22 protein-coding genes and 2 tRNA genes are annotated in these 23,175 nt (G+C 53.4%); 2 read left to right on the top strand and 22 right to left on the bottom strand.

The genetic code is table 11. The annotated features are described in order from the left end of the window. Positions 1 to 131: 131 nt before the first annotated feature. The 17 genes from HMPREF1508_RS08385 to HMPREF1508_RS08465 form a co-directional block, all read right to left on the bottom strand. Positions 132 to 1,295, bottom strand: a complete 1,164-nt coding sequence (locus HMPREF1508_RS08385; RefSeq protein WP_044961128.1) for a 3-phosphoglycerate dehydrogenase family protein — start codon at positions 1,293 to 1,295, stop codon at positions 132 to 134. Between the two features lie 35 nt (positions 1,296 to 1,330). Further along, positions 1,331 to 2,413 carry a 3-phosphoserine/phosphohydroxythreonine transaminase gene (serC, locus tag HMPREF1508_RS08390; RefSeq protein WP_044961129.1) on the bottom strand — a complete coding sequence of 361 codons (1,083 nt, stop codon included), beginning with the start codon at positions 2,411 to 2,413 and terminating at the stop codon, positions 1,331 to 1,333. A 41-nt stretch (positions 2,414 to 2,454) separates the two neighbouring features. Further along, positions 2,455 to 4,146, bottom strand: a complete 1,692-nt coding sequence (gene ilvB / locus HMPREF1508_RS08395; RefSeq protein ID WP_044961242.1) for a biosynthetic-type acetolactate synthase large subunit — start codon at positions 4,144 to 4,146, stop codon at positions 2,455 to 2,457. Between the two features lie 20 nt (positions 4,147 to 4,166). Then, positions 4,167 to 5,840 carry a dihydroxy-acid dehydratase gene (gene ilvD / locus HMPREF1508_RS08400; RefSeq protein WP_044961131.1) on the bottom strand — a complete coding sequence of 558 codons (1,674 nt, stop codon included), beginning with the start codon at positions 5,838 to 5,840 and terminating at the stop codon, positions 4,167 to 4,169. 16 nt (positions 5,841 to 5,856) lie between these two features. Continuing rightward, the gene (leuB, locus tag HMPREF1508_RS08405; RefSeq protein ID WP_044961133.1) at positions 5,857 to 6,954 is read right to left on the bottom strand and encodes a 3-isopropylmalate dehydrogenase; all 1,098 of its coding nucleotides are present in this window, start codon (positions 6,952 to 6,954) and stop codon (positions 5,857 to 5,859) included. A gap of 254 nt (positions 6,955 to 7,208) precedes the next feature. Continuing rightward, complete coding sequence (locus HMPREF1508_RS08410) at positions 7,209 to 8,030, bottom strand: HAD family hydrolase (RefSeq protein ID WP_044961135.1); 822 nt, start codon at positions 8,028 to 8,030, stop codon at positions 7,209 to 7,211. A gap of 268 nt (positions 8,031 to 8,298) precedes the next feature. Further along, a complete protein-coding gene (locus tag HMPREF1508_RS08415; RefSeq protein ID WP_156923215.1) occupies positions 8,299 to 8,589 on the bottom strand; it encodes a hypothetical protein in 291 nt (96 codons plus the stop codon). Positions 8,590 to 8,936: 347 nt separating this feature from the next. Then, on the bottom strand, positions 8,937 to 9,797 hold the full coding sequence (locus HMPREF1508_RS08420) for an adaptor protein MecA (RefSeq protein WP_044961138.1): 861 nt from the start codon (positions 9,795 to 9,797) through the stop codon (positions 8,937 to 8,939). Positions 9,798 to 10,237: 440 nt separating this feature from the next. Next, positions 10,238 to 10,320 (bottom strand) — tRNA-Leu (locus HMPREF1508_RS08425). 172 nt (positions 10,321 to 10,492) lie between these two features. Next, positions 10,493 to 11,776: a diaminopimelate decarboxylase gene (locus HMPREF1508_RS08430; RefSeq protein WP_044961139.1), complete on the bottom strand. Its 1,284-nt coding sequence runs from the start codon at positions 11,774 to 11,776 to the stop codon at positions 10,493 to 10,495. 200 nt (positions 11,777 to 11,976) lie between these two features. Further along, positions 11,977 to 12,049, bottom strand: a tRNA-Thr gene (locus tag HMPREF1508_RS08435). A 146-nt stretch (positions 12,050 to 12,195) separates the two neighbouring features. Beyond that, positions 12,196 to 12,753, bottom strand: coding sequence for an elongation factor P (gene efp, locus HMPREF1508_RS08440; RefSeq protein ID WP_006905608.1), 558 nt, complete (start codon positions 12,751 to 12,753; stop codon positions 12,196 to 12,198). Between the two features lie 291 nt (positions 12,754 to 13,044). After that, a complete protein-coding gene (gene rpiB / locus HMPREF1508_RS08445; RefSeq protein ID WP_044961140.1) occupies positions 13,045 to 13,506 on the bottom strand; it encodes a ribose 5-phosphate isomerase B in 462 nt (153 codons plus the stop codon). Positions 13,507 to 13,543: 37 nt separating this feature from the next. Next, positions 13,544 to 14,005 (bottom strand): transcriptional regulator NrdR, encoded by a 462-nt coding sequence (gene nrdR / locus HMPREF1508_RS08450; RefSeq protein ID WP_006905610.1) that lies wholly within the window; start codon positions 14,003 to 14,005, stop codon positions 13,544 to 13,546. A gap of 14 nt (positions 14,006 to 14,019) precedes the next feature. Further along, positions 14,020 to 15,117: a redox-regulated ATPase YchF gene (gene ychF / locus HMPREF1508_RS08455; protein ID WP_006905611.1), complete on the bottom strand. Its 1,098-nt coding sequence runs from the start codon at positions 15,115 to 15,117 to the stop codon at positions 14,020 to 14,022. Positions 15,118 to 15,273: 156 nt separating this feature from the next. Continuing rightward, a complete protein-coding gene (locus HMPREF1508_RS08460) occupies positions 15,274 to 15,747 on the bottom strand; it encodes an NADAR family protein (RefSeq protein WP_044961141.1) in 474 nt (157 codons plus the stop codon). Between the two features lie 61 nt (positions 15,748 to 15,808). Continuing rightward, positions 15,809 to 16,360, bottom strand: a complete 552-nt coding sequence (locus tag HMPREF1508_RS08465) for a DUF3793 family protein (RefSeq protein WP_044961142.1) — start codon at positions 16,358 to 16,360, stop codon at positions 15,809 to 15,811. Positions 16,361 to 16,664: 304 nt separating this feature from the next. Between HMPREF1508_RS08465 and HMPREF1508_RS08470 the strand changes: the two genes are divergently transcribed. After that, complete coding sequence (locus HMPREF1508_RS08470) at positions 16,665 to 17,000, top strand: DUF6110 family protein (RefSeq protein ID WP_006905618.1); 336 nt, start codon at positions 16,665 to 16,667, stop codon at positions 16,998 to 17,000. 3 nt (positions 17,001 to 17,003) lie between these two features. Next, entirely contained in the window at positions 17,004 to 19,100 is a 2,097-nt protein-coding gene (locus HMPREF1508_RS08475; protein ID WP_044961143.1) for a heavy metal translocating P-type ATPase, read from the top strand. A 265-nt stretch (positions 19,101 to 19,365) separates the two neighbouring features. Here HMPREF1508_RS08475 and HMPREF1508_RS10435 read toward each other — a convergent pair whose 3' ends face one another. From HMPREF1508_RS10435 to rsgA, 5 genes are all read right to left on the bottom strand, one after another. Beyond that, positions 19,366 to 19,506: a hypothetical protein gene (locus HMPREF1508_RS10435; protein WP_198015632.1), complete on the bottom strand. Its 141-nt coding sequence runs from the start codon at positions 19,504 to 19,506 to the stop codon at positions 19,366 to 19,368. Between the two features lie 136 nt (positions 19,507 to 19,642). Further along, complete coding sequence (locus tag HMPREF1508_RS08480; RefSeq protein WP_044961144.1) at positions 19,643 to 20,503, bottom strand: patatin-like phospholipase family protein; 861 nt, start codon at positions 20,501 to 20,503, stop codon at positions 19,643 to 19,645. 107 nt (positions 20,504 to 20,610) lie between these two features. Beyond that, positions 20,611 to 21,357, bottom strand: a complete 747-nt coding sequence (locus HMPREF1508_RS08485; protein ID WP_044961145.1) for a thiamine diphosphokinase — start codon at positions 21,355 to 21,357, stop codon at positions 20,611 to 20,613. 8 nt (positions 21,358 to 21,365) lie between these two features. Next, a complete protein-coding gene (gene rpe / locus HMPREF1508_RS08490) occupies positions 21,366 to 22,016 on the bottom strand; it encodes a ribulose-phosphate 3-epimerase (RefSeq protein ID WP_006905623.1) in 651 nt (216 codons plus the stop codon). Positions 22,017 to 22,077: 61 nt separating this feature from the next. Beyond that, positions 22,078 to 23,145 (bottom strand): ribosome small subunit-dependent GTPase A, encoded by a 1,068-nt coding sequence (rsgA, locus tag HMPREF1508_RS10600; RefSeq protein ID WP_044961148.1) that lies wholly within the window; start codon positions 23,143 to 23,145, stop codon positions 22,078 to 22,080. Positions 23,146 to 23,175 lie beyond the last annotated feature (30 nt).

The raw sequence follows: 23,175 nt of genomic DNA on the forward strand, positions 1-23,175 counted from the left end.
AATGTAAATGCTAAAAAGCGAAGGGAAAACGAGGAGCCGAAGAAATGTAAACGTCAAAAAGCGCTCATAAGGACTGCCTCTGACACATCCCTTATGAGCACTCATTTTTCCGCGCGGGTGAAGCTTTCGATCTACTTGACTACCCTCACCTTGATCACGGACTCCAGCGCGTCAATTTTTGCGACCAGGTCCTTTGGCAGGGCGGAATCCAGATCCATCAGGGTGTAGGCATAGACATCCCTGGACTTATTGGTCATATCGGCCACGTTGACATCCGCGTCGCCAACGATGCTCGTGATGGCCGCCAGAGTTCCCTTGGAGTTCTTGTGCAGGACGGCCAGACGGCTTTCTGCCGAGCATTCACCCATGTCGCAGCGGGGGAAGTTCACCGAATTGATGATATTTCCGTTCTCAATATAGTTGCGAATCTCCTCGACAGCCATGACAGCGCAGTTGTCCTCTGCCTCCGCAGTGGACGCGCCCAGATGGGGGGTTACAATCACGCCCTGGGCGCCGGCGACAGTCGGATTGGCAAAGTCAGTCACATAGGCCCTGATTCTCCCGGCGGCAATCCCGTTTAAGAGGGCTTCCTCATTGACCAGCAGGTCTCTGGCGAAGTTTAGGATAACCGCCCCCTCCTTCATCTGCTGAACAGCGGCCTTGGAGATCATCCCCTTGGTAGAGTCCAAAGCGGGCACGTGCAGGGTGATATAATCGCAGTTTCTGTAGATTTCCTCCACATTGGAGACGTGCTGTACATTTCTGGACAGATTCCAGGCAGCGCCGACAGAGATATAAGGATCATAGCCCAGTACATTCATGCCCAAATGCAGAGCCGTATTGGCCACTCTCTGCCCGATTGCTCCCAGACCGATGACGCCCAGCTTCTTGCCTGTCAGCTCCCGACCGGCAAACTGCTTCTTGACCTTCTCCGCCGCCTTACTGATATCCGGATCAGCGGCATTGGCCTTGACCCAGTCGATCCCTCCGACAATGTCACGGGATGCCAGGAGCATGCCTGCAATCACCAGCTCCTTGACCGCGTTGGCATTGGCGCCGGGAGTATTGAATACGACAATTCCCTCTTGGGCACAGCGATCCAGGGGAATATTGTTGACTCCGGCACCGGCCCTGGCGATGGCCAGAAGCTGGTCGGAAAAGGCCATCTCATGCATCTTGGAAGATCGAACCAAAATTGCGTCCGCTCTCTCAACCTCCTCAACGCGCCGGTAATCCGTGCTGAAGAGGTCTGTCCCGATCTTTGCAATATGATCCAGGGTTGCGTAATTATACATAGGATTCTCCCTTTCCTGATATAGGCAATTCTTACTCAGCGATTCTTCTTCTCGAAATCTTCCATGAAATCGACCAGCTTCTCAACGCCTGCCTTCGGCATGGCATTATAGATGGATGCTCTCATACCGCCGACGGTCCTGTGTCCCTTGAGATTCTCCAGACCCGCCCCCTTGGCCTCGGCGACAAATTTCGCGTCCAGATCTTTATCTCCTGTCACAAAGGGGACATTCATCATCGACCGATCCCTCCTGGCGACCGTCCCGTGAAAGAGCTCCGACCGGTCCAGGAAATCGTAGAGAACAGCGGCTTTTTCCTCATTTCTCTGCTTCATGACAGCAAGGCCGCCCATGTTCTTAAGCCACTTGAAAACCTTGCCGCAGATGTAGATGGCCCAGCAGTTTGGAGTATTATAGAGAGATCCGGCAGTTGCCTGGGTGGCAAAACGGAGCATGGTCGGAACATCCTCGTCCAGGTCCTCGCGGATCAGGTCCTCACGGATCACATCAATGACAAGACCGGCCGGACCTACGTTTTTCTGCACGCCCCCGTACATGATGGCATAGTTTGAAATATCCACAGGTTCAGACAGGAACATGGAGGAGACGTCACTGACCAGGTCACGCCCCTTGGTATCAGGCAGTTCCGAATAACGGGTCCCGTAAATGGTGTTGTTCTGGCAGATATAGACATAGTCCATATCCTCTGTGATGGGGAGCCGGGAGAGATCGGGAATATAGGAGAAGGTCTTGTCCGCGGAAGAGGCGAGCTCGACAACCTGACCGTACTTCCTGGCCTCGGCAGCCGCCTTTTTGGCCCACTGTCCGGTGATAATATAGCCTGCCTTCTTATGCCGCATCAGATTCATGGGGATGGCTGCAAACTGCTGAGAAGCACCCCCCTGCAGGAAAAGAACCTTGTAGTGATCCGGGACTCCCAGCAGTGAGCGAAAATCCGCCTCCGCCTCGTCGATGATCTGCTGAAACATCGACGAGCGGTGTGACATCTCCATGACAGACATGCCGCAGCCGCGGTAATCCATCATCTCTTCCTGCGCCTCCCGTAAGACTTCCTCCGGCAGAACCGCCGGACCAGCGGAAAAGTTATAGACTCTGCTCATTCTGATTTCCTTTCTCTGGATCGGTGTATTAAAACAATCCCTCATTTGATCTCAATTCCCTCGTCCAGGTCCTTCTTGTCGAATGCCTGTGAGATCGACTTCCCGGGCGCAACCATGGGCCATACCTTGAAATCGGAGTTGATATGGGCGTCGATGAGAACCGGACCCTTAGCCGCCAGGGCCGCATCGAGCGCGGCATCAAACTCTTCTTTCGCAGAGGCCGCATAGGCTGTCGCCCCCATGGCCTCCGCCAGCTTGACATAGTCAATATTGTCAGAAAGGATGGTCTGGGAGTAGCGTTTCCCGTAAAAGAGATCCTGCCACTGTCGAACCATGCCCAGAACGCGGTTATCAACAATGACCTCGATCAGGGGCAGATGTTCCCGCACAGCCGTCGCGATCTCATTCATGTTCATGCGAAAGCAGCCGTCGCCGGCAATGTTGATTACCTGCTTGTCAGGGCAGCCGATCTGCGCTCCGATAGCTGCTCCCAGACCGTAACCCATAGTTCCCAGTCCGCCGGAAGTCAGAAACTGGCGCGGGCGATGAAAGCGGTAATACTGGGCCGCCCACATCTGGTGCTGTCCCACTTCCGTCACAATAATAGCGTCTCCCTTCGTCTTCTCACAGATCTTCTCGACCAGATAGGGGCCGGAGAGCTCGGACCGGTCATAGGTCAGAGGAAAGCGCTCTTTGGCCTCTTCTACTTCCCTCTTCCAGTCCGTGTGCTCACATGGCTCCAGGAGGCGATTCAATGCCATGAGAACTTCTCTAACATCCCCAATGACATCCGCATTGACCACAATATTCTTGTTGATCTCGGCGGGATCGATATCGATGTGGAGAATTTTAGCGTCTCTGGCAAAGGCCTTGGGATTTCCGATCACACGATCAGAGAAACGGGTCCCGATCGCGATTAAGAGGTCGCACCGACTGACGCCGAAGTTGGATGCCTTGGTTCCATGCATGCCCAGCATGCCGGAGTAGGCGGGATCATCTCCGTCAAATGCCCCCTTACCCATCAGAGAGTCACAGACCGGGGCGTCCACCAGTCCGGCAAATGTCGCCAGTTCCTCCGCCGCTCCCGAGATCACAGCTCCTCCGCCGACAAAGATATAGGGGCGCTTGGAGGCCCGAATCATGCGGGCGGCCTTTTCCAGGCTCTCCTGACTGATCTTCTCTTTCTTTTTAGACAGCGGAGTCAATGGCCTGTTCTCAAAGGCCGCTGTGGCCGCAGTCACATCCTTGGGAATATCCACCAGAACAGGGCCGGGACGTCCGCTCTTTGCAATTGCAAAGGCTCTGCGCAGGGTGTCGGCCAGCCGGTGCACGTCCTTGACGATAAAATTGTGCTTGGTGATGGGCATGGTAATCCCGGCGATATCCACCTCCTGGAAGGAATCCTTGCCCAAAAGAGAGACTCCGACATTGCAGGTGATAGCGACCAGGGGCACGGAGTCCATATAAGCGGTCGCGATTCCCGTGACCAGGTTGGTCGCGCCCGGCCCGGACGTGGCCAAGCAGACTCCCACCCTGCCGGTTGCCCGCGCGTAGCCGTCTGCGGCGTGTGAAGCTCCCTGTTCATGGCTGGTCAGAACATGTCGGATCTCACCCCTGTGGCGATAGAGCTCATCGTAGACATTTAAAATCGCCCCGCCCGGGTATCCGAAGACGGTATCGACCCCCTGCTCTTTCAGGCACTCGATCAATATCTGTGATCCTGTCATTTGCATCATCCTGTCTCCTCCTGTCCTCACTCCCGCCCGGGAATCTCGAGAACGGCGCCGCGGTTTCCTGAAGTCACCATGGCGGCGTAGCGAGCCAGGTAGCCGGTTGTAACAGAGGGCTTTCTCGGCTTCCAGTTGGCCTTTCGGTCCGCCATCTCCTGCTCAGAGACTCTGACGTTCAGACGCATGGCGGGAATATCAATTTCGATGATATCTCCCTCCTCAATCAGAGCAATCGGGCCGCCGACAGCCGCCTCGGGAGAGACGTGACCGATAGAAGCCCCTCTGGAAGCCCCTGAGAAACGGCCGTCAGTGATCAGGGCGACCGACTCACCCAGACCCATGCCCGCAATGGCAGAGGTTGGATTTAACATTTCCCGCATTCCCGGCCCCCCCTTTGGGCCCTCGTAGCGGATCACCACGACGTCTCCCGATACAATCTTTCCTCCCTTAATGGCCTTGATCGCGTCCTCCTCACAGTCGAAGACACGGGCCGGCCCCTCGTGACGCATCATCTGCGGGGCAACGGCGGATCTCTTGACCACAGAGCCGTCCGGGGCCATATTCCCGGTCAAAACCGCAAGCCCCCCCTTCTCGGAATACGGATTCTCGACAGGGCGGATCACCTCAGGATTTAAGTTGACAGCGCCCGCAATTGCCTGGCCGATCGTCTTGCCGGACACGGTCAGACAGTCCTCATGGATCAGACCCTTTTTGGCCAGCTCATGCATGACGGCATAGACGCCGCCGGCCTCGTTGAGCTCTTCAATATAGTGATGTCCCGCCGGGGCAAGATGGCAGAGATTGGGAGTTTGCTCGGAGATGGGATTGGCAAAGGCGATATCAAAATCAAAGCCGATCTCATGGGCAATCGCCGGCAGATGAAGCATGGAGTTGGTAGAGCAGCCCAGGGCCATATCGACAGTCAGGGCATTTAAAATGGAATCTCTGGTCATAATATCTCTGGGGCGAACATCCTTTCTGACCAGATCCATAACGGTATAGCCGGCTCTCTTTGCCAGCTTGCGGCGCTCGGAATAAACAGCGGGAATGGTTCCGTTGCCTCGCAGTCCCATGCCCAGAGCCTCGGTCAGACAATTCATGGAGTTGGCCGTGTACATACCGGAGCAGGAACCGCAAGTGGGGCAGGCCCCGTTTTCAAAGCAGTCCAGGGTCTCATCGTCCATCTTCCCCGCCGCGTTGGCTCCGACCGCCTCAAACATAGAGGATAATGAAGTCTTCTCCCCCCTCACATGTCCGGCCAGCATGGGGCCTCCGGATACGACAACCGTAGGGATATTGATGCGGGCGGCCGCCATCAGCATCCCCGGAACGGTCTTGTCGCAGTTTGGAATCATCACCAGCCCGTCAAACTGGTGGGCAATGGCCATCGCCTCGGTCGAATCGGCGATCAGATCTCTGGACACCAGAGAGTACTTCATGCCGATGTGGCCCATAGCCAGGCCGTCACAGACGGCAATTGCCGGGAAGACAACCGAAGTGCCGCCGGCCTCCGCGACTCCCAGCTTGACGGCGTCGGAGATCTTGTCCAGATCGATATGACCGGGAACGATTTCATTATAGCCGCTGACAATTCCGATCAGCGGTTTTCTGATCTCCTCCGGAGTGAAACCGAGGGCATTTAAAAGAGAGCGAGCCGGAGCCTGCTGCTTGCCTGCTTTCATATTATCGCTGATCATAACAATCTCCTTTTGTTCACACCAGTCTCTGGCAGATCAAATCTCCCATCTCACAAGTAGAGACCTGCCGGATTCCCCGGGTCTCTCTCTGAGGCATAATATCAGCCGTACGGTATCCCTCTTCCAGAGTCCCTGCCACAGCCGCTTCAATGGCGTCCGCGGCCCGATCCTGGTCCAAAGAGAATCGAAGCATCATCGCCGCGGATAAAATCGTGGCAATCGGATTGGCAATCCCCTGACCGGCAATATCGGGGGCAGACCCGCCGGAGGGCTCATAGAGACCGAACTTGGTCTCATTCAGACTGGCGGACGCCAACATCCCGATTGATCCCGTCAGCATAGAGGCCTCATCGGAGAGGATATCGCCGAACATATTCTCCGTCAGAATTACATCGAACTGCCCCGGATCCTTCACCAGCTGCATAGCCGCGTTATCCACCAGCATATGCTCATAAGCTACCTGAGGGTAATCCCCGGCCACTTCCTCTACAATCTTTCTCCAGAGTCTAGAGGAATCGAGCACATTGGCCTTGTCGACAGATGTGAGCTTCTTCCTGCGCCTGGAAGCCACGTCAAAAGCCTTTCTGGTGATGCGGCGGATCTCATCCTCATTGTAGGTCAGGGTGTCTGTCGCCGTGATCCGTCCGTCAATTTCCTCTGTCTTTCTCGCTCCAAAATAGAGACCCCCGGTCAACTCACGGACAATGATCATATCAAAGCCGTCTCCGACAATCTCGTCGCGCAGGGGACAGGCCTCCTTTAACTGCGGATAGAGCAGGGCCGGGCGGAGGTTTGCAAAGAGCTTCAAAGCCTTTCGCAAAGCCAGCAAACCTGCCTCGGGGCGAAGACTGGGCGGGAGCTGATACCAGGGACTGGTCGCTGTGTTTCCGCCGATGGATCCCATGAGTACAGCATCTGAGGCTTTCGCGTCCGCAATGGCTTCCTCTGTCAGAGGCTTTCCTGTCTTATCAATGGAAATGCCGCCCATCAGGATCTCTGTGTAATTGAAGGAAATCCCATAGATCTTCCCGACGGCATCTAAGACCTTCTTTGCCTCAGCGACGATCTCAGGACCGATTCCGTCTCCGGAAATAACGCCGATCTTATAATCCATAGATCGCTCTCCTCTCTCTGCCCACTGCCTGTTTGGCTATTGCTTCATATCTTAGTGTTTTTGCCTCTTTAATGCAATGAATCAGCCTGTCCCCGTCTATAGCAATCCCTTATCGAATCTATAACCAAAAGGGCTTGCACCTGTAATCCGCGGTCCATTGATCTGAGTCATCTTTAAAGGACATTTCCCCGGCAGGGATTTTCAGCGGGTATTTCCCCGGGCACAGATCTTCGGCGGGCAATTCTAATATGCGCTCAGGCCAGTCCCAGCTTCTCCACGGCCTTTGCAATCCCGTCCCGGTCAATATGATCCGTCACATAGTCAGCCGCCTCTTTCACCTCATCTCTGGCATTGCCCATAGCCACGCCAATTCCGGCATATTCCATCATCTCCAGGTCATTGAAGGCGTCCCCGAAGCTGACGGAATTCTCCCGGTCAATTCCATAGTAGTCCAGCGCCCGTTCCATTCCCCTGGCCTTGGTAATTCCCCGGATGGTGATCTCCCCGGAGTACTGGTCCATGACATCCGCGAAAGAGGCCGGCAAAACCGAGAAATAGTCGCTGGTCTGATCGGCAAGTTCGTCGACTGTGACATCCGCCCAGTTGTAGAAGAGCTTCTCCACTCCCTTCACCCGATCAAAATTATCCACAACATGGACGCCTTCCAGGACAGAGTCCATATTTCCCCCGGAAATGCCCAGCTTCTTAAAACCCTCTCTGATCTGCTTAAGACCGCGCGGCGTAACGTAAGATCCGTCCTCCACCTGCAGCCCCACCATGATATCATGGGCCAGAAAGAAATCCGTCAGGGGCTTGAGCTCCTCCTCCTTCATCGTCTCGTGATAAATCAGATTCCCGTCGCATTTGACATAGGCCCCCGCGGCGCAGACATAGCCGTCAAAGCCAAAGTCAATCAGCTGCGGGTAGATCTGGGCGAAATTGCGGCCTGTGGACAAAAGAAGCTTATGTCCATTCGCCCTGGCCCGCTTCAGGGCTCTTTTTGCCGAGTCCAAAAAAACGCCCTTCTGATTGACCAGGGTCCCGTCGATATCAAAAAATAAAGCCTTCGTCTCCATGCTTCTCTCCTCAATAATCCACTCCCAAATCTCCCTCATCCCTCAAATCAACCGGAATACAGGCAGCGCATGTGGTCTCTTGTCATAACGAAAGGGGCCAAGAATCTCTTCTCGCCCCTTAGAATATACAATATTCAGCTCATCCGCACTGTTGGACAGGAAAGGAATTCCGTTGGATAAAGAACCCCTCCAAGAAAAGAATTACGCCATCCAGGGAATCTGCCGGACAAAAACACCTCCAGACAGAAATCCCTCCAGGCAGGCCCCCTTAGATTACATTCAACTGTAATCTTCTCCGATAGATCGGATCTATCCGCTCCAGACTCCTTCTCGCCCGGTGGTAAAGATTTCGGTTGATAGAAATCACACACACTGTTGACGCTCCATGATACTCCTTGCGCCGATAGAAGGGTACTTTCTTCACATTCAGTGAGTAAGAAATGGAATCCTCGTTCAAGGCCTCAATCGTAGAACTGGAAGCTCTGTGATTCGTGGACACACAGAGCACGACATCCTTATTAATGTGCTTGTCAAAGCGCAACTCTCTCATACCTAACATAGCTATCACCCCTGTTAGGTCTATTTTATACAAGATCTAGCGAATCTTCCACTGTGTATTCCACTAAATCTATGATTTCTGTAACTTTCAGCAACTTGGTCAAAAGTCTGCGGAATTACCAGATCTTGTATGTTCAATCTGCCAAATCCACTAGAAAGTCCCCCCTTTACAGAAGGCATCCGGCCTTGTGAAAGAGAGAAAATCTCTTTCAAATCCAGCCATTTCCGCAAGATGTCCGGGCGAAAACCCCAGGCGCAATATGAAATGGTATTGCGGCCCCTGTCAGACTTTCACAAGTGGTTCGGGCACAAGTCAAGACGGATTTCGTGACGATTGATGCATCCAAGTCACTCGGTCAAGCGGTACAGCGCGGCAACAGCATCCCTGTCCAAAATCAAGTCGGCATGCTCCCGGAAGGTCAGAAAGCCCTCCTCTTCCGCATACATAAAATCAGCGTACTCTGAGATAGACAGGGCGCATTTGGCCACTACATCCACCTGATCCGCAAAGAAGAGACGAAGATAGTAGATTTGATCTCTTCGGTAGAGTTCAGAGGGGATCTCCCTGGGCAATTCTGTATGAGTCAGCATTCCCAGCAAATGCTCAAAGCTCGAAAACTCCGCCCAGAGAGGCTTGTCCAACTGCGCCAGAAGATTCTTTCGTCCGACGGACTGCCGGGCGATCTCCTCTCCCATTCTGGCCATAACCATGTCCGACGCCGTAGGAGGCCGCTGACTGATATCAATCTCCGCGGAGGCAACCGCAGGCGCCCTGGCCGCATCCTTGCCGTGGCTGACGCCCTCGCTCTTCTGCTCAGGTCTGTTTTCAAGTTCCTGTGCCGACTGAGTCAGCGATAGTCCCTCTCCGGACTCGGTTTCCTTCTGACCATCCCCGGCATCCGGGTTCAGCCCGAGTTCGCTCAGGGTATCCTTGAGCTGGTCTATCACGTCGTGGAGGCTTTCTTCCTGTCCGCCGGAGATCATCATGGATACATCCCCTCCGGGCATAACAGACAGCTGTACCGAGAGTGCCTCTTCACTGGCTGTGAAATTGACCTCTTCCCTGGCCTCCTCCAAAACATAGCGGAGGAAGGTCTCCGCCTTCTTGCGATCCTCTAAGAGGTCGTCCAGTTGAATGTCGTAGCTGGACATCTCGTCCGCTGTAATCGTACAGCGAATGGCATTATCACTGATTTTCTTGAACTTCAAATGGACTCACCTCCTCCGTATAAATTTTCCCGTCCTTATTGTCCTTCAGGAGAGACCTGATGTCAAACGCACAGTCCCATAGGTCGGCAGATTACTCTCTATGGCATCTATAATGTAGACGATATCGTTTTCACTGTCCTATGCGCTGATAGGTCGCTCTCCGTAGCATTTATAACGCAGACCATGTCGTCGCCGCAGCTCCGTGTGCAGGCAGGTCACTTCCAGCCCCATGCAATAACAAATCGACAACCATATCAGACCATGAGAAAAAGAATTAGGGCTGTCTGAAAATGCGGCCGTGTTAACAAGGGTCCATATCAGCCTGTGAAAAAACATAGGAATTCTATGACAAGAAAGGCTGACCACCTCTTCGCACCGCATCCAAAGTACATGTGCGATCTCTCGTGATCAGCCTTCTGTTCTCTCAGCCCCTTTGGCTATGCAGGAGATGGGACTTGAACCCACACGATATTGCTACCGGCAGATTTTGAGTCTGCTGCGTCTGCCATTCCGCCACTCCTGCGAATGATCCTGCCCTCTGCAGAACCGCTGAAAAGTATACTATCATAGACTCGAAAGAGAATGCAAGGCAAATTCTGACACAGGCTCCTGTCGTCTGCGGGCAGCTTGACCAGGTCCTGTCGTCTGCGGGCAGCTTGACCAGGTCCTGTCGTCTGCTGAGTCTTACTTTCGTCTTACCTGCCGGCCTCCCAGTTCATCCCATCCAGGATATCAAAACAATCAAAGGTCGCAAAATAGTCCCTGGGGGTCTGGGCCCGGCGAATCAGTTCAAAGCTTCCATCCTCCTTGAGCAGAATTTCGGAGCTCCACAGGCGGGCATTGTAGTTGTATCCCATAGAAAAGCCATGGGCGCCGGTATCGTGGATGAAGAGCAGATCTCCATTCTCAATGGCTGGCAGCTTGCGGTCGATGGCAAATTTGTCATTGTTCTCGCAGAGAGCACCTGTCACATCATAGACCTCGGTCAGCGGAGCATTCTCCTTTCCCAAAACCGTAATGTGATGGTATGCCCCATACATGGCCGGCCGCATCAGATTAGCCGCGCAGGCATCCACGCCAATATAGTCCTTGTAGGTGTGTTTGGCGTGAATCGCCCGCGTGACCAGGCCTCCGTGGGGACCCATCATAAAGCGCCCCATCTCCGTATAGATCGCGATCTGATCCATGCCCGCAGGAACCAGCACCTCATCATAGACCCTGTGAACGCCCTGGCCGATGGCCATAATATCATTGGGTGTCTGGTCCGGCGAATAGGGAATACCGACACCGCCCGACAGGTTGATAAAGTCGAACCTGATCCCAAGCTCCTTTGAGATCTCCGCGACAAGGGTAAAGAGGGTTCTGGCCAGAGTCGGATAATAATCGTTTGTCACCGTATTGGAGCAAAGGAAGGCATGAATGCCAAAGTGCTTCACCCCTTTTTCCTTGAGAATTCGATAGGCCTCTATAATCTGAGCGTGAGTCATACCATACTTGGAGTCACCGGGATTATCCATGATGCCATTGGCAAGCTCATAGATGCCGCCCGGGTTATAACGGCAGCATACGGTATCCGGCAGGGGGCCGACCTCCCTCTCATAGAAATCAATGTGACTGATATCATCAAAATTAATGATAGCCCCGATCTGAGCGGCATAGCGGAACTCTTCCGCCGGAGTGTCATTAGAAGTGAACATAATCTCATGCCCCTTCAGACCAATGGCGTCCGAGAGCATGAGCTCACTCAGCGAAGAGCAGTCCGTCCCGCAGCCGTATTCCTGCAGAATTTTGATCAGAAAGGGGTTGGGGGTCGCCTTGACAGCAAAGTACTCGCGGAAGCCCGGATTCCAGGCAAAGGCCTCCCGCACGTCACGCGCCTTCTGTCGGATTCCCTTTTCATCATATACATGGAAGGGCGTGGGATACCTGGCCGCAATTTCTTCTGCCTTTTCCCTGGTCAAAAAAGGGATCTTATCCATCAGTCTACCTCCTCGGATTCATTTGCAAAAGGCTCGCTCAGCTCTTAATTCGATGTCTTCATCTTCAAGAAGTTCCCTACAAAGAAGATTCTCAAAGTCTGACCCAAAAACTCATCTGTAATAGAGGTGAGAAAAAAGGAACCGCCCGCAGTTTCCCGCGGAACAGCCCCTTTTCTTCTCTCGTCCATAACGAGTTACAAAGCTAGCGACGAGAATCGAACTCGTGACCTCCTCACTACCAATGAGGTGCGCTACCATCTGTGCCACGCCAGCCTGTTGGCTCTATCGCCGACTTGGATAATATACTATAAGCCTATCTGGAGTGTCAAGCGACATTTCCAGTTAAAGAAAGCACCCGGATGATCTCCGAGTGCCCTCCCAATCTCATAACAAACCTGTGATACAGGGCTCTTGCTCTCTCAGACGCGCTTCAGATACTCGCCGGTTCTGGTGTCAATCTGAATGACATCGCCTGTAGAAACAAAGAGGGGAACCTGGACCTGGGCTCCGGTTTCCACTGTCGCCGGCTTGGTCGCGCCCTGCGCGGTATTGCCGGCAAAACCGGGCTCTGTCTCGGTAACAGCCAGCTCAACAAAGAGAGGAGGCTCGACGGCAAATACCTCTCCCTGATAGGAGATCACCTTGCACATCTCGTTCTCCTTGACGAATTTGAGCGCGTCTCCTATTGCGTCCTTGGCAAGGGCGATCTGATCGTAGGTCTCAACATCCATGAAGTAATAGAGATCTCCATCGTTGTAGAGATACTGCATATCCTTGCGGTCAATATGCGCAGCGGGGAACTTCTCCGTTGGGCGGAAGGAGGTCTCAACAACACCGCCGTTTTTGATGTCCTTGAGCTTGGTGCGGACGAAAGCGGCTCCCTTCCCGGGTTTTACGTGCTGGAACTCGATAACCTGACACACCTTGCCGTCGTATTCGATTGTAACACCATTTCTGAAATCGCCTGCTGTTACCATTGTGATGATCCTCCTTATATTTGATGCAAATGAACCCTTGATTCACACGTGCTCAAAAATCCACAGATTGCACTTTATTATAGCGAAAAGCCAAAAGACGCGCAAGCAAGCCCATCCAAAGCCCATCCGCTGTGCGCATCGGCCTATTTCTCTGTCTACGGCAGCCTATCCTCTGCGCGCTGCGCCGGCGTCTTCTCTGTGCGACATCGGTGCATTTTCTGTACGACACCGGTGTATCTCTGCTCGACGCCGATGCACTCCCTGCGCACAAATCCGACTTCTCCCCTGCGCTCACAGCTCCCGACCCTCGATCGTGCGTTTCTCAATCTCATGAATCAGGCGAACCCGGTCTGCATGCCTGCCCCCAAGAAATTCCGCCCCAAGATAGGCGTCCAGGATTGCCCTGGCCATTTCAGGGCCGACAATGCGGGCCCCGAAGCAGATGATATTGGCATCGTTGTGTTCTCTGGCCAGGCGGGCAGAGACAGGGTCGGAAACGCTGGCCGCACGAATTCCCTCTACTTTATTCGCCGCAAGGGCAATGCCGATACCGGTACCGCAGATCAAGACCCCGCAATCCACCTCTTTTCTTGCGACCGCCCTGGCAACTGCCTCTCCATAATCCGGATAATTGACACTGGCGTCCTCGTCTGTGCCAAAGTTCACCAGTTCATGCCCCAGATTTCCCAGATAATCCATCATCTCAAATTTCAGGGCCGTTGCCGCGTGGTCATTGCCGATTGCGATTTTCATCTTCCGCTCCTCGCCTTGCGCTCAAATTTTGCCAACTTTACTTCTTCTCATCCTTGAGCATTTTCGCCAGCTCATTCATGAAGGTGTCCACATCCTTAAATTCACGATAGACGGAGGCAAAGCGCACATAGGCGACCGGATCCAGCTCAGACAGCTTGTCCATGACCAGCTGGCCAATCATTGTCGACTCGACTTCCTTGCCCTCTCCCGTAAAGATTGCGGCCTCAACCTCATCCGCCAGCTTGTTGATCTGATCTATAGAGACCGGGCGCTTATGGCAGGCGCGGATAATGCCGCCGACCACCTTGTTGCGGTCATACTGCTCCCGGGTGTTATCCTTCTTGATGACAATCAGGGGGATCGTCTCCACCTTCTCATAGGTGGTAAAGCGCTTATTGCAGTCGTCACAGACCCTTCTTCTGCGGATAGAGGTATTGTCATCCGCCGGCCTGGAGTCAATTACTCTGGTGTTGTCGCTGCCGCAAAATGGACATTTCATAGCTTGATCCTCCCTTATACATTGAAGCGGAAATTAATGATATCTCCGTCCTGAACCACATATTCCTTGCCCTGGAGGCCGACAAGTCCTGCCTCCTTCGCCGCATGCATGCTCCCCTGCTCCATCAGATCCTTATACTTGACCACCTCAGCGGCGATAAAGCCCCGCTCAAAATCCGTGTGAATCTTGCCCGCGGCCTGAGGAGCCTTCGTCCCTCTTGTGATGGTCCAAGCCCGGGTCTCGTCCTCACCGGTCGTCAGGTAAGAGATCAGGCCCAAAAGCTCATAGGAAGCCTTAATCAGCTTATCCAGTCCGGACTCCTTCAGGCCAAGATCCTCCAGAAAGGCCTGCCGCTCGTCGTCTTCCAGCTCGGAGATTTCCGCCTCCATCTGGGCGCAGACCACGAAGACCTGTGCCCCGTGCTCGCCTGCGTAATCGCGCACCTGCTTGACGTAAGCATTGTTCGCGCCATCATCTGCCATGTCGTCCTCGGAGACATTGGCCGCGTAAATCACCGGCTTGGCAGTCAAAAGGTCATACTGCCTGAAGTATTTCTCCTCATCCTCATCCGCGGGTTCAAAGGCAGAGGCCATATTCCCCTCTTCTAAAAACTGGTAGAGACGGTTGAGCAATTCCGCCTCCTTGCGGGCGGTCTTATCATTTCTGGCCTGTTTGCCCACCTTGGCCCTGCGCCTCTCAACAATCTCCATGTCCGAAAAGAGAAGCTCCAGATTGATGGTCTCAATATCCCGGATGGGGTCTACCGAACCATCAACATGGATGACATTGCCGTCGTCGAAACAGCGAACCACATGTACGATCGCGTCGCACTCACGAATATTGCCAAGGAACTGATTTCCAAGGCCCTCTCCCTTGGAGGCTCCCTTGACCAGTCCCGCAATATCGACGAACTCAATAACAGCCGGAATGGTCTTCCTGGAGTGATTCATCTCTGTCAGAACACGCAGACGCTCATCGGGAACCGACACCACCCCAACATTGGGATCAATGGTGCAGAAAGGATAGTTGGCCATCTCCGCTCCCGCCTTGGTCAATGAATTAAAGAGGGTGCTTTTCCCCACATTCGGGAGTCCTACGATACCTAATTTCATACCTTTTTCCGCTCTCCTTTGACTGTTTGATTCACCGCGGCTTTCTTCCCTTATTTCCGCTCATATGGCCGGCATAAAAAGGAAGAGTCCAACAAACTACCATAGTATAGCAGTTGAACTCCTCTTTCTCAAAGTAATTATTCTTGGGAACAGCGTTTAGAGCCTGTCCCTGACCATCATCAACGCATATCCAAGCAGATTTTGTCCTTTCCATTTGCTTCTATCAAGGCGATCCGGGTCTGTCATGGATAAGCCTATGCCCCATATTCTGTCCCTGACTGCACATTCAGCCAGAATCGCGCCACCAGTATCCATTAGCTGCTCCTTTAGTTCCTGATTCTGAGAGAATTTAGCCATTAGCCCCTCATAAACAACAATCTGCCTAATGCCATTCCAGACGTGATCATCATATCCACTGACTGCACGGCCAAGCTGCTTAATTTTGGCCACATCTTCCGTTTTCATTATCTGAGAAGCAATATCTTCATCATAGAAGCAGGCAGCCTTCTGATACATCATATACTGTTCCATAGATAAAAACTCTGTTCCTTGAACAGTGAAATGGGACAGATACCAGTTGCTTAAAAAGCCGTATTTTTCGTCTGGATTGTGAAATCCTATCACTGTCATTCGGTCTCACCCACTTTTTTTACTGCCAGATCAAGGTCAGGCCCCTGTCTTCCGGCAAGGTTTATGACTGCACTGCCAGCTGTTCCAGGGTCACCCCCTTCTCATACTCTCGTCGATAGCAGAGTGAGCACTGTCTGTATCTCTGAAATGTCTCCTCCGCCCGATTCCGGTTCTCATACACCTTCCAATAACCGACGCACTGGACGCCCCGGCTGGGACTCTGAATGAATCCCCGGACATCCGCCGGCGGATATCCCAAAAAGAGGCCGATTTCATGGGGAAAGTCCTCGTCATTTGCCAGATGCTGCAGAAGCTGTGTCAGACAGGATTGCGTATTTCCCGGGCAATATCCCCGCTTTCGCAGGATTTCCGCGGCTTCCGGGTCCAGGAGATCACGCTTTAGAAATGCCGGCCGGTACAGGTAAATCAGCGCTCGATTCCCCCTCCGTTTGACCGGGATGGCCCGAAGCCCCCGTCTCCTCAGAACCCGGTTGATTTCCCTTGCCTCCTGATAGGCCTCCTCCCTCGAATAAACCGAAATGGAAAAGAGATTCCCTGTCTTGATTGCGGCCAATGTGGGCGCGCAATGTTCAATGAGATATCGCTCCGGCATTTTCCTCTCCTGTCTACAGGTATAAGCAGATATTAGGTCCCTGACGATTTTGCAGGCCACATGGCAAAATCTGAAGTTCATAGACACAGGTTTTAATGTCTTTTATCGTGTCAGAGTTAGCTTTAGCTAACATATATCTTATCCGCTTTTCCCCGTCTGTCAAGAGCTATCTCCTGTCCAGATTTCAGTGTACCGGTCTCATAGGATAATTCGAACTTGCCTGCCATAAAACTCGTGTTACAATAGGAGCGTTACAATCAATTTTGAGCAAAAAAGCTCATTTTCCATGTAAGGAGGATTTCCTATGTCTCATTGGGGAAAAATCGGATTATTTGTAGGCGGCGTGATCTTTGGCACAGCCGGTATCAGCATCTTAAAGAGCGATGATTTAAAGAAGGCATATACCCACTGCACAGCTGCCGCTCTCAGAGGTAAGGAAGGTGTGATGAAGACCGCCACAAGCCTCAAGGAGAACTGTGACGATATTTATGCCGACGCGCAGGACATCAATGAAAAGCGGGCTCACGAAGCTGAGAAGAAGGCCATCGTTGACGCCAAGGCCAAGATCGAGGAGGCCAAAGCACACCTTGAGGAGCTCGAGGCCGCCCGCAAGGACGCCGCAGCTGACGCTGAGGAATAAGGTATGAATTGTAAGATCCTGCATGAATCCTCCGGCCGCATGCGTGTGCACATCGATCGCTTTCGCATGACGCTCGATCAGGCAGATCTTGTCGAATACAGTCTGCGCAGTCAGGATTTCGTCAAATCAGTCAAGGTCTATGACCGCACCGGGGATGCCATCATCTCCTATCAGAGGGGCAGCCGCCGCAAGGTCATTGACTTCCTCTCTGCTCTCAACTATGAGGACGAGGCATTTTTATCTCTTGTCCCCGAGCACACCAGCCGAGCCATGCAGCGCAAGTACGAGGAGAAACTGGTCTGGAGCGTACTGGCCAAGGGCTTTCGCAGCCTTTTCTTCCCGGTGGGCCTGAACACAGCTATCACAGTGATTCATGCTCTCCCCTATTTCATCAAGGGCCTTAAGTCTCTCCTGTCCTGGAAAATCGAAGTCTCCGTTTTAGACGCGGCCGCCATCGGCACTTCTCTGGTACGCGGAGACATCGGAACAGCGGGAAGTATCATTTTTCTGCAGCATATCGGTGACATCTTAGAGGACTGGACCCACGAGAAATCTGTCGACGATCTGGCCGAGATGATGAGCCTGCACGTAGACCATGTCTGGGTGCAGACAGAGGACGGCGATGAAGTCCTGATGTCTGTCAAGGACATCAAGCCGGGTGATCGAATCATCCTTCGGACCTCCAACGTCATTCCTCTTGATTCCACGGTCATCTCCGGACAGGCCAGTGTCAACCAGGCGTCCATGACCGGAGAACCGGCTGCCGTCTTCAAGAGGGCCGGCTCCACTGTATTCGCCGGCACAGTTGTAGAAGAGGGCGAGCTAGTCTGCTCTGTGACCAAGGGAATGGGCAGCGGAAAATATGACCAGATCATCAAGATGATTGAGGACTCTGAAAAACTCAAGAGCAATACGGTCAACAACGCTTTTCATCTGGCGGACGGACTGGTTCCCTGGGCTTTTGCCGGCGTAGGACTGACCTACGCCCTGACCCGCAACGTCACGAGAGCCCTGGCATTTCTTATGGTGGACTTCTCCTGTGCTCTCAAGCTCTCCATGCCTCTTGCGGTCATGAGCGCTATGCGGGATGCAAGCCGACACGACATCTCTGTCAAGGGAGGAAAATACCTGGAGGCGGTTGCTCATGCACAGACCATCGTCTTTGACAAGACAGGCACTCTGACCCATGCCAGTCCCCGTCTGGCCGACATTGTCACCTTTGGGGACTGGAATGAGACAGAGGCCCTGCGTCTGGCGGCCTGTATGGAGGAGCACTTCCCCCACTCCATTGCCAACGCTGTGGTCAAGGAGGCCAAACGCCGTCATATCACCCATGCCGAGGCGCACACCAAAGTGGAATACATCGTGGCGCACGGCATCGCGACCACCATTGACGGAAAGCGGGCCGTGATCGGCAGTCACCATTTCATCATGGAGGATGAGAAAATCCAGATCTCTGACCTCGACCGAAAGCGCTATGAGCATATCCCCCGGGAATACTCTCCTCTTTATCTGGCCGTGGACGGACAGCTGGCAGCTGTTCTCTGCATAGACGACCCCATTCGCGAAGAGGCCGCTGATGTGATCGACCGCCTGCACGCTCTGGGTATCAGCAAGGTCTGCATGATGACCGGCGATAATAAGAATACGGCCGCCGCTGTCGCCAGTCGGCTCAACATCGACGAGTACTACGCGGAAGTTCTGCCTGAGGATAAGGCCGCCTTCATTCGCAGGGAACACAATCTGGGGCGACAGGTTATCATGGTCGGCGACGGAATCAATGACACCCCTGCCCTGTCGGAGGCGGACGTCGGTTTTGCTGTCTCCAACGGAGCCGCAATTGCCAGAGAGGTCGCGGATATCGTCATCTCTGACGGGTCCCTGGAGAATCTGGTTACCATCCGCCGGATCGCCGGCAGGCTCTTTGACCGGATCCACGCGAATTACCGGACCATTATGGGCTTTAACGGCAGTTTGATTGCCCTGGGCGCTCTCGGCCTTCTATCTCCGGCCACAGCTTCTCTGTTTCACAACATGTCTACCATCGCAATCGGACTTTACAGTATGACTCCGGTCATCAGTGAAGACGGAAGGGAGTAATAAATATGAACTATTTCAAGTGCCATAAATACACTGCGATCATCATGCTGATTGCCGCGATTCTCTGTATCTGGAGCGGTCATAAGATGACTGCGGGTCATAAAGCATAATTTCATCGACCTGCCAACCGGTGATTAGAACAATTTCGTTAATCCGCTAATTGGCGATCAGAAAGATTGCATTGATCCGCTAATCGGCGGCCAGGAAGATTTTATCGATCCATCAACCGATGGCCAGGAAAATTTCTTCAATCTACAATCGGCGATTAGAAGGGCGCGCCGTAGGGCGCGCAAAAAAGAGGAGTTCCCTCCCAGGGCAGCTGCAGGCCAGCTGGTCCAAAGGGACCTCCTCTTTTTAGTGACAGAAAATAATCGACCATTACCGCCTCTCCCCGGGTCTCCTTCATCACACAGAAGGCATAGGTCAGGACCTGATCTTCACAATCAACACGGGCATAGGCCAGAACCTGATCTTCACGGTCAACACAGGCATAGGCCAGAACCTGATCTTCACGGTCGACACAGACAAAGACCGGACGTCTCTCATCCGCGAAGATTTCCGCCGACTCCCCTCAGGAATTCTTCCGCCACCTTCCCCTTGGCATATCCCTCCTGATACAGGGCATCCAATTTCTCCAGATCTCGGGTCAGGGTTTTCAGCCCGCTGATATCATCCGGCCCAAGCACCAGAGCTCTTCCCACTTGCTCCTCTTTCTGCAGCTGTCTGAGCTGACGATTATAGAGATAACCCCGATCGGCCAGCTTCCTGGCCACCTTAGGATGCGTATACTTGAGAAATCTTGCGTAGCCTCGATCTGATTTTCCAGTGCGCATCAATGTCTTAGGTCGGGTCAGGATGACCAGGATGCGGTCACAGCCCTGCGCAAAGGCCCTCTTAAAGGGGATGGGATCGGAAATACCGCCGTCATAGTAACGGTAATTGCCGATCCGGTATGGTCTGCAGACCACGGGAACACAGGATGAGGCTTTGAGGACATCGTAGTCGTCCTGGCAGATATGATTCCGGTTGAAGTAGACCGGCTTCCCCGTGTCTGCATCTGTTGCCACTACCTCAAAGAGGGTGGGGTCTTTGGCAAATGCCGGATAGTCAACGGGATATTCCCCTCCCCGGTTCGAGAGTTTGCCGTAGCCGTAGTCAAGATTAATGATAGACCCCCTCCGAAGAAGCTGTCCCATCCCCATATACTCTTTGCGAAATACATAGTCCGCGTAAAATTTGTAATTGCGTCCCTTCTGACCTGCCAGATAGGAAATTCCGTTGGCGCTGCCTGCCGAAACTCCGATAAAGTAATCGACGCGCAGGCCGATCTCCATAAAATAATCCAGAAGCCCCGCGCCAAAGATATCTCTTGTTCCTCCGCCGACATCAACAATTCCAAGCACTTATCTCACCTCATTTTCAAAAAACGCAGAAGCAACCTGCCTGATTTCTGCCCTCAAGCACAGGAAGAGAACCGGGGCAAAGCCCATCCCTTTTTGCGCGCCAAATCCTAGTCCTGGCTCTCAAGCACAAGAAGATAACCCTGCTCAAGAGAAATCTCCGCCCGATCGACAATCTCATTGCTCACGCCCATGGAAGAAAAGAGGTCCATCCGCGCGTCCTGCAGGGGATAGGATACTCCTCGTAATGTCACCCCCAGACAGGGACCTCCAAAGGGAATCACAGACAGATATTGTCCCCACTCTTCCTCCTTGGTCACAGACAGGGGATGCCCGGAATCCACCATGCGGATCCGGTTGTCCGGGTCTAAGATACAGGCGGGAATCCCCCGGCCTGCCCGCGCTTTCAGAGCCTGGCCCAGAATGGCCACCGCGCCGAAGACATGATCCAGCCGACTTCCTGTCGCTCCCAGAATGCCAATAAAATCAATCTGATATTCCCCTGCTCCCTTCGGCAGCTCCTTAAGGTCCATAATCCTGCGCTCCGTCGGATCAAGTCTCTGATAGTGCTCCCGATCTAAGAGCAGCGCCAGATTCAGGGCCGCCTCCGTATCCGTATCATCCTTGTGTGTCGGCAGAACCGAAAGCGGAAGCTGCCAGCTGACCAGAGCCTGCCGCTCATCATCGTCAATCGAATCAAAGTCTCCGATCAGATAGTCAGGCCGGAGCCCCAGCCGGTATAAAAACCAGGCTCCGCGATCCGCCCCGATCAGCAGATCATCTCTATTCTCTTTTCCGAGGATTTTCCTCACAAATCCCTCATCCAGGCTTCCGCCGCTGACAATCCACACTCGCATGAAACTATCTACCCCATAATCTCCAGGAATCTCTGCACATTATCGGCGGCGTCGCCGCGATAGACCGCGGAGCCTGCCACAATGATATTGGCCCCGGCGTTCAGGACATCTGTGACATTTTCCAGGTTGATCCCGCCGTCTACCTCAATATCGATATCCAGCCCCTGCCTGTCCATCATCTGGCGCAGCTGCTGGAGCTTGTCAATCGTATACGGGATAAATTCCTGCCCTCCAAAGCCCGGGTTGACGCTCATGAGCAAAACCATATCCAGCTGAGGCAGGACATATTCAAGGACATCGAGGGAGGTGGCAGGATTTAGAGCCAGACCGACCATGACCTTCTGCTCTTTGACCGCCGCGATCGTTCGATCCAGGTGCCTTGTCGCCTCGGCATGCACGGTAATAATATCAGCGCCCGCTTCCGCCATATCAGGGACAAAACGGGCGGGCTCCTCCACCATCATATGAACATCCAGAATCTTATCCGTGTAATTGCGGATCGACCGGACGACAGGAGCTCCGATTGTGATGTTGGGCACAAATGTGCCGTCCATAACGTCAACATGGATATACTGGGCCCCGGCCTCATCGACCAGAGCGATGTCGTCGGCCAGATGACCGTAATCCGCGGATAAAATAGATGGGGATAAACAATTCAACAGGAACTCCTCTCCGGGGCAGATCCTTGCCCTGTACTCTGAACTATCGTTTCAGTCTGGTCTAATATCTTCTTCGCTCGGATAACTCCTCATACATCTGCAGGTAGGAGTCATAGCGGCTTTGGGAAATTTTCCCTCTGTCAAGGGCTTCTCGCACAGCGCACTGTGGTTCATGGGTATGCGTGCAGGGCTGAAACCTGCACGCATTCATATAGGGTAGAAATTCTGGAAAGTAAAAGGCCAGATCCTCTTTCTCAAAGTCCGGCACATAGAGACTGGAAAATCCGGGAGTATCCACGATGAATCCTCTGGCATCCTGGTACCTGCCCCGAATCTCCTCACAGATCATCTCCGGGGAATCCTCCTCCAGAACCCTGGCCTCATCCTCGATGAAATGCCTGTTCACCAGGAATCGACCGACAGGATCCCCTGTCCCTCCAGAGGGCCCTGCCTCTCCTTTTCCCCCTGTGTTCAAGCAACCCTCCACTGCGGAGGGCTCCCCCTCCAGAGGAATCAACTCACTGTGACGGGTCGTGTGCCGGCCCCTTCCCAGCTTGACGGAAATGCCGGCCGTTTGCATGCGGGTGGCAGACTGCAGGCGGTTGATCAGGGAGGACTTGCCGACGCCGGAGGGACCCGCCACGGTTGTCGTCCTGTTAGACAGCTGACGCCGGATCTCATCCAGGCCTAGATTCTCCTTGGCGGACATGAAGTGGATGGGGTAAGCGCTGGCCGCGTAAATACGTCTGATTCGCTCAATCTCCTCCCTGTCGACCAGATCCACCTTGTTAAAGAGAATCGTTGTCGGTATTTCCGCCTGTTCCATCATGACTAAGAAGCGGTCCAGAAGATTGAAATTCGGCATCGGCTTACTTGCCGCGAAGATCACCAGGGCCTGATCCACATTGGCTACCGTCGGCCGAATCAGAAGACTTCTGCGCTCGGCAATCGACACGATATTCCCCTCCGCGTCCACAGGATCTGTGATCTCTATCTCTACCGCGTCCCCCGCCACCGGTTTGATCTTCTTCTTGCGAAAAGCTCCCCGGGCCTTGCATTCGTAGATCCCTCTTCCTCTGACATAGACATAGTAGAAGCCGGCGATTCCCTTGATGATCTTCCCTTGCATCTCCTTCCTCCGCTGATATGGTAAAGACGC

Source organism: Shuttleworthella sp. MSX8B (assembly GCF_000524295.1).
Taxonomy (GTDB): domain Bacteria; phylum Bacillota; class Clostridia; order Lachnospirales; family Lachnospiraceae; genus Shuttleworthia; species Shuttleworthia satelles.